The following is a 15,699-nucleotide window of genomic DNA, read 5'->3' on the forward strand; positions in this document are numbered from 1 at the left end:
GTGAGTGGGATATGTGGATACTGGAAGCCAAAAAAATTCATAAAGTCTATGGCAACAAACTAAATAAACAGGAAGTCCTTAAGGGGATTGATCTCGGGGTAAGTAAAGGCGAATTTGTAGGTATTATGGGGCCCTCGGGTTCGGGGAAAACGACACTGCTGAACGTTCTTTCTTCGATTGATCGGGTCAGCCAGGGCACGATCGACATTGAGGGGCAGGAGTTCACCGGCATGAAGGAGAAACAGCTTGCTGAATTCCGCAAACATCATCTCGGCTTTATTTTTCAGGATTATAATCTGCTGGATACCCTCACGGTGAAGGAAAATGTATTGCTGCCGCTCTCGATTACGAGTATTCCGAAGCATGAGGCACACCTGAAGTTCGAACAAATCGCCCGTGAACTGGGCATATATGAGTTGAAAGATAAATATCCGTCCGAGATTTCGGGTGGACAGAAGCAGCGGACGTCGGCTGCGCGTGCGTTTGTGCATGATCCGAGCATTATTTTCGCTGATGAGCCGACAGGTGCGCTCGATTCCAAATCGGCTTCGGACCTGCTTGGCAAATTAAGTGATATGAACAGCAAACATCAAGCTACGATTATTATGGTTACGCATGATCCGTTTGCCGCGAGTTATTGCAGCAGGGTGATTTTCATTCGGGACGGTCAGATTTACACTCAATTAAATAAAGGAGACGAGTCCCGGCAATCCTTCTTCAACGATATTATCAAAACTCAGGGCGTACTGGGTGGTGTGCAGCCATGAGTCTGAATTACATCATTTTTCGCAATCTGAGGAAAAACCTGAAGAATTATTATCTTTACGTCTTTGCCCTGATCTTTAGTGTGGCGCTTTATTTTTCCTTTGTGACATTGCAGTATGATCCCTCCATGAATGAGGTTGCTGATTCAACGAAAGGGGCTGCTGCGATCGGCGCATCATCGGTGTTACTGATTGTCATTGTGGGCATTTTTCTGCTCTACGCCAATACAATCTTTATCAAGCGGCGCAGTAAGGAGATTGGTTTGTTTCAGCTAATCGGACTGACGAAGGGGAGAATATTTGGCATCTTGAGTGCGGAAAATTGCATTCTCTACTTTGGTTCCATGGCAATAGGTATTGTTATCGGGTTTCTGGGTTCCAAGCTGATATTGATGATTTTGTTCAAAATTATTGGCGTTGAGGCCATCGCAGAGCTGTATTTTTCACCAATGGCCTTGCTGCAGAGCGTGATTGTTTTTGCCGTCATGTACTTGCTCATCATGCTGATGAATTACACGTTTATCCGAGCTCAGAGCATCCTGTCGCTCTTTCGAGTGTCTTCTACAACGGAGCAGCAGGTACATAAGTTATCTGTGGGGCAGATTCTGATGGGTATCCTGGGTATTGCTCTGATCGGTTTTGGGTACGCTTTGTCTGCACGATTGTTCAGTGGTGAGGAAATGGATATGCAGAAGTTGATGTACACGATGATTCTGATTCTGTTCTCGGTCATTCTGGGAACGTATCTGTTCTATAAAGGTTCCGTCAGTTTTCTCTTTAATCTGATTCGCAAAAGTAAAAAAGGCTATCTCTCCATTAACGAGGTATTATCGTTATCCTCTATCATGTTTCGCATGAAGTCGAATGCTTTGCTGCTGACCATTATTACTACCGTATCGGCACTCGCCATAGGCATGTTATCGCTCAGTTACATTTCCTATTATTCGGCAGAGGCGCAAGCCAAGGAAAGTCTGCCAGAAGATTTTTCATTTGCCCAGGCTAATGTGAAAAATCGTTTTGTAGCCGAGCTGGATCACAAACAGATTCCATATGAAGAAAAGCACAGACAACCTTTGTATATTGAAATTGATGCAACCAAGGTGATGAATGATTCCCTGTCGGAGGATCGATTGTTCAGCAGTGTGTTAAGTGACAGCATGGTAGATAACATCGACCTGAAACCAGGTGAAGTGATTTTCATGGGGTATGGAAATGTGATCCAACAGTTAATTTCAATTCAGGAGAAAGGCCCCATTGTTCTGCACGGGTTGAAGCAAGCCATTGACCAGCAATTGATCGGAACCACGAAAAAGGGCGTGCTTCCTGTATACTATACCCAGGGTACTCCTGTGGCGGTTGTGGATGAATCGGTTTATGCGGAGCTTGCGCAGGATCTTGATCCGAAACTTCAAAAAGGGGGAGCGACCGATTATTACGGTGTGCACATTACAGATTCCGGGCAAAAAGAGAATGCGTATGCCATTTTTGCAGATCTGAAATTGGAAGCCCCAAGCTTCTCCCAAATTGAATTCAGGAATAATCAACGTACCAGTATGGGCCTAATCATGTTCATTGTTGGTTTCCTGGGACTGACTTTCCTGATTACATCCGGATGTATCCTCTATTTCAAACAAATGAATGAGAGCGAAGAAGAGAAATCAAACTATACAATTCTGCGCAAACTTGGCTTCACGCAAGGTAATCTGTTACGCGGAATTCAGTTCAAGCAGTTGTTTAATTTCGGCATTCCCCTTGTCGTGGGACTAAGCCATAGTTATTTTGCCGTAAAATCAGGCTGGTTCTTCTTTGGAACGGAACTTGCCACACCAACTATAATTGTCATGATTGTGTATACGCTGTTGTATTCAATCTTCGGCCTGTTGTCCATATGGTATTACAAGCGAGTGATCAAGGAGTCATTGTAGATCAGAGGATGAGCAACAGAGGAATACAGTAAAGAATTCCGAAGAAGGGGTAACTGTATGATATACAGTCTGCCCTTTCTTTTTTTGTGAAAAAAGGAGGATGGCGTAAGGGTGGAGAAATCACAACATATTGGAGTGAAGTAGAGGGAGGTTTTCCATGAACCTGGCTAACAAAATTACCCTGGCAAGAATGGCATTGATTCCTTTATTTATGTTGTGCTTCATCCCGTTGCCTTCATGGATACAGGAGTCGAGTGAACTTATTCGTTTTCTGGATCATCATGGTCTGGTGATTGGCGTTATTATTTTTGCACTGGCTGCAGGTACGGATAAGCTGGATGGGTATGTGGCGCGAAAATATAATCAGATCACCAATCTGGGGAAATTGCTTGATCCACTGGCAGATAAACTCTTGATTTCGGTTGCGCTGATTATGATGGTTCAGGAGAATCTGATTGCTTCATGGGTAGCTACGATCATCATAGGACGTGAAATTGTCATTACGGCGCTGCGCATGATTGCCAGTGAACAGGGAATAGCACTTGCGGCCGACCGATATGGCAAACTCAAAATGGTGCTACAGGTGACAGCCATCATTGCTGTGTTATTGAATAATGTTCCGTTCAGTTTGTTGACTGATGTGCGGGTTGATGTGATTTTATTGTGGTTGGCGGCAGGAGTTACGCTATTATCGGGATTGAACTATATTGTTGTGAACTATAGACTACTTAAATAAAGAACCCCTGCCCTGACTGGGAAGATCCTATCCAGATATTTAATACGAAGTAATGACGAGAAGGGGAGAAGATGATGACCCAAATCAATATCAATCCAAGTAGTCCAGAGGATTCAGAATATGTTCGCCAGCAACTCATTGTATTTAATGCTGCGCATGTGAGCGAGGAGTTAAGGCATCGTTATGAAGAATTGAATTATAATATCAAAAATGAGGCAGGCGAGATTGTTGCAGGTGTGCTTAGTACACTTTGCTGGAACTGGCTGGAGGTTGATATTCTCTGGGTGGATTCAGAACAACGGCATCGGGGATATGGTTCTCAGTTGTTGCTTGAAGTTGAGCGAATTGCGCGAGAGAAATCTTGTGATTTTGTCATGTTGAATACATTCTCATATCAAGCACCGGAATTTTACAAGAAGCATGGCTACCAATTGATCACAACGATCGACAATGCACCGACCGGACACAGTCATTATTATTTTAAGAAGGACCTAACTTAAGACTGTATGCGAAAATAGGACAAATCAGGAGGACTAATATGGTTACCATTAAAGCAATCGAACTTGAGGATTTACCGGCGTTAAGTCAGTTATACAACGAATTGATGGGTACACCGACTAATGAACAACAGATGCAGAAGATGTTTCATTATATCCAGCAAAATGGGCACTACCATGTACTCGGTGCATTTTACAACGGAGAACTGGCCGGATCGGTTATGGGTATTGAATGTATGGATCTGGCAGGTCAGTGCAATCCCTTCATGGTTGTGGAGAATGTGATTGTATCCGATCAGGTACGCAGACAGGGAATTGGTCAGAAGCTTATGCTTCAGATTGAGCACATTGCGAGAGATCTTGGATGTGAATACATGATTCTGGTGTCTGGCGATCAGCGCAAAGAAGCTCATACTTTTTATGAAAAGCTGGGCTTTAAAGATGAGAAAGTTCAGGGTTATCGGAAGCATTTTAATTAATCAATATAGTACGGGAAATGTCTAATCGGTAGGAGGACTACTTGAGGAGCAGGGCGAATAAGGCATAGTCTCGAAATAAATGAACTGATATGAGGGAGGCACTCTCGTGTTCAAAAAATGGGCTAATGTCTTGATGATTCTGAGTTTGGTATTCACTGTATGTTCCCCAACATCCTATGCCGCTGCCAAGACGGTTAAAGTGACCGTGACGCTTGTCAGTGCAGAACTGGTGGAAAACAATTCAGTTGGTAATGAATGGGCCATTGGGGCAAGTGTGAACGGCAAGAGCCTGGAGGAAGGTTCGTCGGTTACGTTGAACCTGAAACCTACAGATACGCTGAAATTGCAAGCAAATGCCGAAGAGCAGGACAAAATCCCTGATCTGGGAAGCAAAAGTATGAACGTTAAGGTTTCTTCCATTTCCAAATCAATCAACAAGACGCTATCGGTTGTCGTGACGGAGAACAGAGGCCGTTATTCGGGTAACACAGCGACGTGGGAGTTCAAGTTTAAGATCAGTAAGAAATAAAATAGGAACTGATCATGAAAAAGAGAGCCTGGCTCTCTTTTTTTTACTTTATACGGATAACTTTGAACTGAAGGAATGTATAGTTTCGGGAAGGGTCTCTCTTTGGTAAAATAAAGAAAGTTATGGGCAGGGACGTATATATTTCAACGTATATATTTTATTAGAAGTTTTAATGAAGACAAAAGGAGGTTAATCAAATCATGCGTATCATAGATAACATTAAAGTCTGGGGGGAGCCGCTGGAGAATGCGGTAAGTCAGGCGGTGACTTGCTCGCAGTATGGAGATGTACTGGGCGTGGCTCTAATGGCGGACCATCACAAAGGATATTCACAGCCTATCGGGGGCGTAGTTGCCTACCGGAACATGATCAGTCCGTCAGGAGTTGGATATGATATTGCCTGTGGAAACAAGGCTGTGCGCACCAACCTGATGTGGGATGATATCCGGGATCAGATTGCTGTCATTATGGATGAGATTAATTCAACCATATCCTTCGGCGTAGGGCGTATCAATCCAACACCTGTTGAACATGAGTTGTTCGACGATGCCAGCTGGAGGCTGTTTGATTCGATTGAGCCTGGATTACAGCACAAGTTGAAGACACTCGCGCGCAACCAGCTCGGGACAGTAGGTAGTGGCAATCACTTTGTCGACATTTTTGTGGAACAGGCCACGGGTAAAGTATGGATTGCGAACCACTTTGGCAGCCGCGGATTTGGGCATAAGGTCGCCAGTGGTTTTCTGAATCTGGCTGCCGGACGTACATTTAGTGGCAAAGCGCCGGGAGAATCGATGGACCAACCACCAACACTGTTTGACCTCAAGAGTGAAATGGGTGATATGTATTGGGACGGGATGACTTTGGCAGGCCGTTATGCGTATGCAGGGCGCGATTATGTGATTGAGCAGGTGCTCGGCATTCTAGGGGCGAGCGCAGAGTATTCGGTTCATAACCATCATAACTTTGCCTGGAAAGAACAGCATATGGGCGAAGAAGTGGTGGTGGTCCGTAAAGGAGCAACGCCGCTGGCACCGGGACAGCTCGGTTTTGTGGGCGGAAGCATGGGAGATATATCGGTGATCGTGGAAGGAATCCACAGCGAAGAGAATACCGAGACTTTCCGCAGTACCGTACATGGTGCAGGTCGGATTATGAGCCGAACCCAAGCGGCAGGCAAAATGAATTATAAGCGGCGTATACGCATGGGTGGCGAGATCAGTGAGGAACAGATGCAAGCGGCGATTCGTGCCTATGGTGTGGAGCTTCGGGGTGCAGGAACGGATGAAAGTCCTTTTGTTTACAAGAAACTGCAGGATGTGCTGAATGCGCATGCGCATACCTTGAAAATAAACCATATTCTGCGTCCCGTAGGTGTCGCGATGGCCGGAGGTAATGAATTCGACCCGTATAAGGACTAGTTAGATATGTTCAACTCAACATTTACACAACAACGGAGAGGACAGAAATAACCTGAAGAAGCGAAGTGTTCGCCTTTATCCCCGGATTTTTCCCTTTGGAGAAGGGAATCAACAAAATCTGGGGATAACAGCGATCGGAAGGTTGTTCTGTCATCGGAGTGCCAGTGTAAATATTTATTAGTTGAACTTATATAGAAAGAAGAAGGTGAACCTCATGAGAAATTGTGCGCTATACAGCTCCCAGTTTGACCTGGACCAGCTGTTTGAAATGATTCAATCCATATACCCTCAGGATACAATTGAGCGTAAGGAAGACAAAACCCATATTCAAGTTACACGAAAGAAGTTATTTAGTAAGAAGACAAAGGGCTTCAATATCATGACGAGCCAGACCCACCCTGAAGAATTTACGGCAATGATTCAGGGGATGCTGGGGTTTCTGAGTCAGATTGAGGGAAAGAATGCTTCGCTACAGGAAAAGGTACTGATTAAATGCTCTACACTAAATATGGTTGTTGGGATCGAAACAGATGAGGACATTTCCGAAGAATTCTTTAATGAATTATTGCATTTGGCCGATGCCCTGGATGCAGTCATCTTCTGGGGAAGTGGCTCCTTGCTGAATGCGCAAGGTCAGCTGCTGCTGGATGTCAATGGAGAATCCGAAGTAGAAGATTACCAAGTGACAGCACATACCAGTTTTCTGGATGATGTCAGACCTCCGTCGGAATCTGCAATGCTGCGCAAAGAGCGTTCGGAGCAAATTCTAAAAGAGCAAGGAATCCCATTCAACGTCCATTTGCCCGCAAGAGCGGGAGATGAGCATACTACGATCCGCAGTGTGGAACAAGTCGCAGAGCGCGCGGTATCCCTCTGTATTGCAGCACTCAAGGGCGAGTGTCTGGGAGCGGGGGAGAGCGCAGAAGATACAGCAGCGCTGGTCCAGGAAGTGATCGACAAGTATGATGCAACTTCATTTTTCTCACCTGTAGAGAGAAGATTTGTGGAACAGCATGGGGCAGAGCATCAAGAGGTTATCTCCTTTTCATGGGGATACGAGGCTTATCATGTGATGTTATGGGCGTTAGGCTATGTCGAGGAATTTGGAGCTCCGGTAAATCTTTGTAACGTAGGACAAGATGTAGGATATTTGCAGCAATGTGACGATGTTGAAGCCTTTGTAGCCGGAGCACAGCTTCGCTCCAAAAGCGAGATTTTGGATGCAGCGGATCTAATCTACCGATACAACTGGGTGTGTGTAGACAGTCGTGTGAAGGAACAAACACCTCCCGGAGGTCTGAATGGCGGAGTGGCCTACGAACGTCACCGTGCGCTGAACTGGCTGATCTGTTATCTGGATCAAGATTGGGATGATGTCCGGACAGATACGTAGAATGGACTTTTGACATCAACATTTTTTATATGGCATTCAAATTCAAATACCCCCAAGCCAGTCGAATACTGGTTATGGGGGTGTTTTGCTGTCTATGGGTACCTTATCTTTTATCCGCTATGTCTTCCGTACTGTTCCCGAATCATCACATCAGCGAGAATCAGCTTTTTCTCTACGTTACTCTCCGGGTTCACAATTCGCCATAACATCTGGTCGACCGCACGCGCACCAAGCAGTTCCTTGTTCACATTAACTGTGGCGAGTACAGGGATATTATCATACACATTGTCGAAACCGGTGACTACACATTGATCGGGTACACTAATCCCTATGCTCTCCAGAGCCTCGATAGTGTATAACGCATAGAAGTCATTGGCACAGACAAAAACCTCAGGCAAATTCCCCTCATGAATGACCGAAGTGAACGTCTTGTGAAAATCATCCATATCCGGGCTGCTTAGTTCGGGAATCTGATTCATCTCCAATCCATGACCCATCAACACCGAAGTATAGGCGATCCATCGTTCATAGAAGCTGTGAGCATCACTGGTATTTCCAACAAACTGAAACCGTTTATATCCCTTGCGTAGAAGGTAGAGCATTATGTCACGCATGGAAGCAAAGTTGTCTGTGAAAATACTGTCACTGTGAAAGACGGGGTCCAGATGATCCACCATGACGACGGGAATGCCCAGACGCTTAATTTCAAGCAGGATAGGTGTCGAGATGGAACCAACCGTAATAATGCCCCGAATGGCATCCGGATTCAGCAATGTGAATAGTTGATCCGCAGAAGGCTCTGTCAGAGTAAGAATATTGATGCCTTTCTGATTCAGTCTGGATGATATCCCGTTAAAGACAGGCCCCCAATATACGGATTCCTGATTTTGATAACGAACATTAGGAAACAAAATCAAAATGGTGCCGCTCCACCGCGTGTTTTGTGGGTCCTGAAGTTCATTGCTGCTATACATATCAGCAGACAACATGCTGTTATCTTTGAAATATCCAAGTTTGCCAGCGGCCTTAAGAATAACGTCCCGTGTCTGCTCACTAACACCTGATTTTCCGGACAGTGCTCGTGAGACCGCAAATTTCGACAGACCTGTAAAATGTGCAATTTCCTGAATTGTTACCTTCGTCTTCATCATACCATCCTTACACTCGTAGTTCTGCCGTATTCCTTAATTTCGCAATAAATCTGCTTCTAGTATATCATGATGTATTTCTCTTAATCTAATAACGGTTGCAGAAGTGAAAATGTTAGGTCACATACATACATCGACGAAAATAGACCACAGTGATGAACATGTTGCAGAAGAAAAAGGTGAATTTTGAATTTGTTATTATCTTTTTGTTATTTATAAAAATAACAAATAATCAAAAATAATTCCGTTTTAGATATCACAGCACTCAGAATGGTATTCGAATAATATGCTTTGAAATAAGGATTTTGAAGCGATATACCAGCATTTTATCAGAATAATTAGAAAATGTTAACAATAAAAATGTTGACGCTTACATTATGCTATGTTAAATTTTGTTTGTCAAAACCAAACGATGAAATAACAAATGGTGGTGGTCATCGAATTTCATTAGGAATATGGAAGTCAGGGAGTTATGCCGGGCCATGATTTGTATACACATTCGGGGAGGTTGTTAAAATCGTGACTAGAAAATGGAACGTTGTGCCGCTCATGTTATTGGTCGTAATGCTTTTTGTATCCGCTTGCAGTGGTGGGGGGACGGCTCATCAGCCGACTGATGATCCACCAGCGAACTCGGGCAATAGCACGGGAACCGTCGAGACAGATAAAGAAGGCGGAACAGAAGAAGTGGCAGTTGATGTACCTGATTTGGGTGGACGTGTCATCAAGGTTGCGGCCTGGTGGGATCTGAAGCCAGCGGGGGAGACCGCATCGGATAAGGCTAGACTGGATAAAATCGCTGAAGTCGAGAAGAAATACAACGTGAAAATTGAGTTTGTAAACGTGCCATTCGAAGAATACATGAACAAATTTACCACGACAGCGCTGGCTGGCGAACCGTTCGCAGACATCGTTCAGATGGAGTACAAATCCGCATTACCCGCTATCCTCAAAGGGCAACTGCTTCCGATCTCCGAATTCACCACAGCTGAGAATAACATCAACCAAGAGGCAAACCTGATTGCAAAATACCCTGCCATCGCAGGCAACTACTACGCATTTGAATCTCCAACCAGCATCGGTCTGGGACTTCACTATAACCGTGACTTGTTCAAGAAGCTGTCGTTACCTGATCCTCAGGAGCTTTATAACAAAGGCGAATGGGATTGGGATAAATTCATGGAACTCGCGAAACAGGCGACCAAAGATACGGATAACGACGGGAAAATTGACGTATACGGGTTCTCCGGCTGGGCTATTGACGTGCTTCGTCACTTTACTGCAGCCAATGGCGGCACGATCGTAGACGACGAACACTCAAAAGAAGGATTATCCGATCCGAAAACGATTGAAGCTGCCGAATTCGTCAAACGCCTGTATAACGTGGAGAATGTTGTGAAAGTCAAAACAGGTGACAAAACAAACTGGGAGGAAAGCAACACATTCAAGGATGGAGATGTGGCCTTGTTCACTGCTGCGGAATGGCAGTTGGGTGATATCACCTTTGCTGCTGGAGTTGTACCAATTCCGAACGGCCCTCAGGGCAACAAGGATGTAACATATGCCAACAACGCTGCCTCAGCAAAATTCATTCCAAAAGGTGTGGAAGATCCTAAAATCGTATACCAAATCTACGAAGAAACCTTCGACATTCCGCAGATTGAAGAGTACCCAGGTCAGGATTACCTGGAAAGCCGTTATACCGATGAGAAGGACATCGCCATGATACGCGAGCATATCGCGGGAACGGGTCGCATCCTGCTGGATGATGCCTACGCGGGTTATCCAATCGGTGACTATGTAAACGACATTATCAAAAACAACGCTTCCGTTACAGCAACAGCCGAGAAGTATAAAGCGCAGGCACAAGCGGCAGTTGATAAGCTTGGCAAACCATAATACCAGCATGATTCAGACAGGGGTGCCTCGTGTCCGGGCTCACGCACGGGTACCTCTTTTCCTGTATTTCCAATTAGGCATTACTGGCATCAGCCTTGATGAGGAGGGCTCGTAGGATGGCTGGAATTCTACAACGAAAGAAATGGATCCTGCCCATAGTCATTGCAGCAGCGGCAGCCTGCGTCATACTTTTGCTTACTTCCGGTGCAGGGGTAAAGAGTGCAGTTGTGCCTTCTGGCAGTTTGCCTGCCATTGAGGTGGATGCCATCTTGCAGCAGACGAGGCAGAAGAATGGATATGAACAATATCTGTCCCAAGCAGGTGAGGCCTCAAGACCGAATGTGGATATGACCATCGAAGCAGGAGACTACATACGGGCAGAGGGTGAAGAGGTACGCAAGCTGAATGATTATGAGGGCAAGCCGGGTGTATCGCTGCATACCGGGGAGACAGGCGGGATCGACTGGGTAGTTGACGTGCCGGAAACCGGGATGTACAACCTCTCTGCTGTCTATTTTCCCGTAGAAGGCAAGAGTTCGGCCATTGAGCGTGCATTGTACATTGACGGTGAACTTCCGTTTGCGGAAGCCGCCTATTTGCAGTTTGACCGCATATGGGGCAATGAGAAACAAGCTGTTGAACAGGATAATCAGGGCAATGATCTTCGTCCGAAACAAGTGGAGAAGCCCCGCTGGATGGAGGAAACATTTCAGGACTCGGACGGGTATGAACAGGCTCCATTTAAGTTCTATCTGGAAAAGGGGAAGCACACGTTAACGCTAAAATCCTCTCGCGAACCCATGGTCATTCGATCCATACGGCTATTCAATGAGAAGCCAGCCGTTCCTTATGCGGAAACCGCAGGTTCCAGGCAGACGGATTCTTCCGGTCAGCCTAAGGATGTGCTTATCCGAATTGAAGGGGAAGCGGCTGTTGCCAAATCTTCACCTACGTTATATCCAACCAGTGAAAGATCAAGTTCAGCTGTAGCTCCGTACAGCGCTTCCCAGGTGCGTATTAATACGATTGGTGGATTTAACTGGCGTCTGCCAGGACAGTGGATCGAATGGGAAGTGGATGTGCCGGAGAGTGGACTTTATCATATCGGTTTTACCGCTCAGCAAAATTTTGTAAAAGGCATCTATTCCACGCGCAAGCTGACCATCGATGGCGAGATTCCGTTTGCGGAGATGACGAAGGCGCCATTCCGTTACAAAAGCGACTATCGCATTGATGTGCTGGGCGGTGAGGAAGCTTACAAGTTTCAGTTGGATAAAGGCAAACATGTCATTCGGCTGGAGAACAGTCTAGGAGATTTCGCGCCACTTATTCGCAATGTGGAGGACAGCTTGTACAACCTGAACTCCATGTACCGGAGAATTCTGATGATTACAGGCACCAAACCGGATGAATTTCGGGATTATCGGGTGGAGAAGCAGATTCCGAATCTGCTGGAGGTATTTAGCGGAGAAAGCAAGCGTCTGAAGGAAGTGGCAGGGCAACTTCGTCTTCTGTCAGGCCAGTCCAGCGATCAGGAAGCATTGATCAAAACGATGGCCCAACAGCTGGATGAGATGATCGACAAGCCGGATACCATTCCAAGAAGACTTGCCGCATACAAAACGAACACAGGCGGGCTGGGAACTTGGGTACAGCAGGCTCGTGAGCAACCTCTTGAGATTGATGCACTCTATGTAGCTTCATTAGACAGCAGCATTCCCGGAACGGGTATGGGTCCGTTGGCGAAGCTTGGTCATGAAGCGAATACATTCTATCATTCGTTCTTCATTGATTATAACCAGATCGGGAACGTAGCCACATCAGAGGATCAGCGCACGGTGACGGTCTGGATCGGCAGTGGTCGTGATCAGGCGAACACGATGAAAGCGATGATTGATGAGACATTCACACCGGAGAGCGGCATTAACGTCAATCTGAAGCTGGTTAACATGGGTACGCTGTTGCCAGCCACTTTATCGGGTGAAGGACCGGATGTAGCGATGCAGATCGGCAATGATCTGCCTGTGAATTTTGCGATGCGGAACTCGGCGGTGGATCTCACCCAGTTCAGTGACTATACCACGGTAGAACAGGAGTTTAGAGACAGTGCCATCGTACCGTACGCCTATGATTCAGGCGTGTACGCTTTGCCGGAGACACAGACCTTTAATATGTTGTTTTACCGAAAAGATGTACTTGCAGAGTTGGGGCTTGAAGTTCCTCAAACGTGGGATGATGTTGAGAGCCTGCTGGCGATTCTGAGCAAAAACCATATGGAATTTGGCATGCCGGTGGTGGCCCAGGCCAACATGCAGGGTGTGAACATTCCGCCTAACTCGCAGTATGCCACGATGCTGCTCCAGAATGGAGGCTCCTTCTATCGCAATGAAGGTAAGGAATCGGATCTGGATTCGCGCATCGGGATTGAGACATTTAAGAAGTGGACAGAGTTTTATACCGATTACAAGCTGGAGCGGGAGTATGACTTTGCCAACCGTTTCCGGACAGGACAGATGCCGATTGGTCTGACGGATTACACGATGTATAACCAGTTGTCCGTATTTGCACCGGAGATCCGTGGATTATGGGGTTTTGTACCGGTTCCGGGGACGGTGCAGCCGGATGGAACATTGAATCGGGACGTTCCGGGTGGCGGCAGTGCGGTCATGATGCTGGAGAGTGCCAAGGATCAGGACGCCGCGTGGGAGTTTATGAAATGGTGGACCAGTACACCGGTTCAGGCTGAGTTTGGCCGCGAAATGGAAGGGTTAATGGGCGCAGCTGCGCGTTATCCGACGGCCAACATCAAGGCGCTGGATTCACTTCCGTGGCCTGCTGAGGATTATGCGAATCTGAAAGCACAATTCGAGACGGTAAAGGGAATTCCCGAAGTACCTGGTGGTTATTTTACCGGACGCCATCTGTTCAATGCATTTTACAAGACGGTTGTTGGCCAAGTAGAAGCCAGGGAATCCATCATGGATTACACCCAGTATATTCAGGACGAGATTCGAGTCAAGCGTAATGAATTTGGTCTTCCGTAAGCAGAGGGAGGGTTAACAGTGTCACAAATATCACTCCGAGACGGACAAAACAGTCCTCCTGAGAAAACACCAGGCATGGGCATGAAATCATGGTGGTCCTGGAAGCTCAAGGAAATGAAGGCCAGCAAACATTCCTATGTACTGCTAGCTCCTTATATGATCCTATTCATCATGTTCACTGTGATTCCTGTGGTCATCTCCATCATACTCAGCTTCACCTATTTCAACATGCTGGAGTTTCCGCGTTTTATTGGCTGGCAGAACTATACCCGACTGTTTCTGGAGGATGACGTATTTCTGATTGCCATCAAAAATACGTTGCTGTTTGCCATTATTACCGGACCTATTAGCTATATTGCCTGTTTCGTATTTGCGTGGATCATTAATGAATTAACACCCAAATGGAGAGCGTTCATGACGCTGATTTTCTATGCGCCATCCATATCGGGGAACGTCTATTTTATCTGGCTGATGATTTTCTCAGGGGATCGATACGGTATAGCAAATGGACTGCTGATCAAATGGGGATTTCTGCTGGAGCCAATCCAGTGGTTGAAAACGGAAGCCTATATTATGCCAATCCTCATTCTGGTGCAATTGTGGCTCAGTCTTGGCACAGGCTTTCTGGCGTTTATCGCCGGTTTGCAGACCGTAGACCGGACATTATATGAAGCTGGCGCGGTAGATGGGATCAAAAATCGCTGGCAGGAACTCTGGTATATTACGCTGCCTTCGATGCGCCCGCAATTGATGTTCGGAGCGGTCATTCAACTTACGACCTCATTCGCGGTGGCGGATGTGTCGATTGCGCTGGCGGGGTTCCCAAGTGTGAACTATGCGGCGGAGACGGTGGTGACCCATTTGATCGACTTTGGTACAACACGATTTGAGATGGGATACGCCTCGGCGATTGCAACCGTGCTGTTCATGATTATGGTGGGCACCAACCTGCTGGTACAGAAACTGCTTCGAAGGGTGGGAGAATAGCTATGGCTGCAATTGCGTCAGGCAAAAAGCGGGTGAACCGCTCCTTATCGGGAAGCATCTCCCTGTTTACCCTTCTGCTCGTATTTGGTGCTTTCATGGTGCTGCCGCTGATCTATGCGATCAACAATGCGTTCAAACCGCTGGATGAGATTTTTACTTTCCCACCAACGCTATTTGTCAAAAATCCAACGTTCAGCAATTTCACGGATTTGCTGAATCTGCTGAGTGACTCGTGGGTTCCGTTCTCACGTTATATATTCAACACGGTATTTATTACAGGCATTGGCATCGTGGGCCATGTGCTGCTCGCATCAGCAGCGGCGTACCCACTCGCCAAGCACAAATTTCCGGGCAAAGTGTTCATGTTCCAGGTTGTTGTGCTTTCCCTGATGTTCACGCCTGCCGTGACGGCCATTCCCAATTATATGATCATGTCATGGCTGGGTTGGATTGATACGTATTGGGCCGTCATTATTCCGGCATTTGCCTATTCATTGGGTCTGTATCTGATGAAGCAGTTCATGGAGCAGATCCCGGATGCGTTGCTGGAAGCAGCCAAAATTGACGGTGCCAGTGAATACCGAATTTTCTGGTCCATTGTCATGCCCAATGTAAAGCCAGCCTGGCTCACATTGATCATTCTGCTGTTCCAGATGCTGTGGGGCAGTGATGGCAATGGATACATTTACAGTGAACAGCTCAAGACCTTGCACTATGCGGCGGGTCAGATCATTCAGGGCGGGATATCCCGGGCTGGGGCAGGTGCTGCAGTGGCACTTATTTTGATGAGTGTGCCCATCACGCTATTCATTTTCTCCCAGAGCCGCATCATTGAGACGATGGCGAGTTCGGGCATGAAGGAATAAGGGGGAACGTT

General features: G+C 46.5%; 13 protein-coding genes. 12 read left to right on the plus strand and 1 reads right to left on the minus strand.

The genetic code is table 11. The annotated features are described in order from the left end of the window. Nucleotides 1–11 precede the first annotated feature (11 nt). The 8 genes from RS891_RS08360 (at nt 12) to RS891_RS08395 (ending at nt 7,744) form a co-directional block, all read left to right on the plus strand. Entirely contained in the window at nt 12–767 is a 756-nt protein-coding gene (locus RS891_RS08360) for an ABC transporter ATP-binding protein (RefSeq protein WP_113051551.1), read from the plus strand. Beyond that, the gene (locus RS891_RS08365; protein ID WP_315795054.1) at nt 764–2,689 is read left to right on the plus strand and encodes an ABC transporter permease; all 1,926 of its coding nucleotides are present in this window, start codon (nt 764–766) and stop codon (nt 2,687–2,689) included. Before RS891_RS08360 ends, RS891_RS08365 begins: the two co-directional genes overlap by 4 nt. A 157-nt stretch (nt 2,690–2,846) precedes the next feature. After that, nucleotides 2,847–3,425, plus strand: a complete 579-nt coding sequence (gene pgsA / locus RS891_RS08370) for a CDP-diacylglycerol--glycerol-3-phosphate 3-phosphatidyltransferase (protein ID WP_315795055.1) — start codon at nt 2,847–2,849, stop codon at nt 3,423–3,425. A gap of 74 nt (nt 3,426–3,499) precedes the next feature. Then, nucleotides 3,500–3,925: a GNAT family N-acetyltransferase gene (locus tag RS891_RS08375; RefSeq protein WP_113051554.1), complete on the plus strand. Its 426-nt coding sequence runs from the start codon at nt 3,500–3,502 to the stop codon at nt 3,923–3,925. A gap of 38 nt (nt 3,926–3,963) precedes the next feature. After that, nucleotides 3,964–4,401 (plus strand): GNAT family N-acetyltransferase, encoded by a 438-nt coding sequence (locus tag RS891_RS08380; protein WP_315795056.1) that lies wholly within the window; start codon nt 3,964–3,966, stop codon nt 4,399–4,401. 106 nt (nt 4,402–4,507) lie between these two features. Further along, nucleotides 4,508–4,930 carry a hypothetical protein gene (locus tag RS891_RS08385; protein ID WP_315795057.1) on the plus strand — a complete coding sequence of 141 codons (423 nt, stop codon included), beginning with the start codon at nt 4,508–4,510 and terminating at the stop codon, nt 4,928–4,930. A gap of 200 nt (nt 4,931–5,130) precedes the next feature. After that, nucleotides 5,131–6,351 (plus strand): RtcB family protein, encoded by a 1,221-nt coding sequence (locus RS891_RS08390; protein WP_315795058.1) that lies wholly within the window; start codon nt 5,131–5,133, stop codon nt 6,349–6,351. A gap of 214 nt (nt 6,352–6,565) precedes the next feature. Then, a complete protein-coding gene (locus RS891_RS08395) occupies nt 6,566–7,744 on the plus strand; it encodes a DUF4272 domain-containing protein (RefSeq protein ID WP_315795059.1) in 1,179 nt (392 codons plus the stop codon). 110 nt (nt 7,745–7,854) lie between these two features. Here RS891_RS08395 and RS891_RS08400 read toward each other — a convergent pair whose 3' ends face one another. Next, entirely contained in the window at nt 7,855–8,895 is a 1,041-nt protein-coding gene (locus RS891_RS08400) for a LacI family DNA-binding transcriptional regulator (RefSeq protein WP_315795060.1), read from the minus strand. Nucleotides 8,896–9,441: 546 nt separating this feature from the next. On the opposite strand from RS891_RS08400, the gene RS891_RS08405 reads away from it, so the two are divergent. The 4 genes from RS891_RS08405 to RS891_RS08420 all read left to right on the plus strand — a co-directional run bounded on the left by RS891_RS08405 (nt 9,442) and on the right by RS891_RS08420 (nt 15,688). After that, entirely contained in the window at nt 9,442–10,791 is a 1,350-nt protein-coding gene (locus RS891_RS08405) for an ABC transporter substrate-binding protein (RefSeq protein WP_397386941.1), read from the plus strand. 116 nt (nt 10,792–10,907) lie between these two features. After that, complete coding sequence (locus tag RS891_RS08410; RefSeq protein ID WP_315795062.1) at nt 10,908–13,835, plus strand: extracellular solute-binding protein; 2,928 nt, start codon at nt 10,908–10,910, stop codon at nt 13,833–13,835. 75 nt (nt 13,836–13,910) lie between these two features. Next, nucleotides 13,911–14,822 (plus strand): carbohydrate ABC transporter permease, encoded by a 912-nt coding sequence (locus RS891_RS08415; RefSeq protein ID WP_064641001.1) that lies wholly within the window; start codon nt 13,911–13,913, stop codon nt 14,820–14,822. Nucleotides 14,823–14,824: 2 nt separating this feature from the next. Next, a complete protein-coding gene (locus RS891_RS08420) occupies nt 14,825–15,688 on the plus strand; it encodes a carbohydrate ABC transporter permease (RefSeq protein ID WP_315795063.1) in 864 nt (287 codons plus the stop codon). Nucleotides 15,689–15,699: the final 11 nt, after the last annotated feature.

This window comes from Paenibacillus sp. BIC5C1, assembly GCF_032399705.1.
GTDB lineage: Bacteria > Bacillota > Bacilli > Paenibacillales > Paenibacillaceae > Paenibacillus > Paenibacillus taichungensis_A.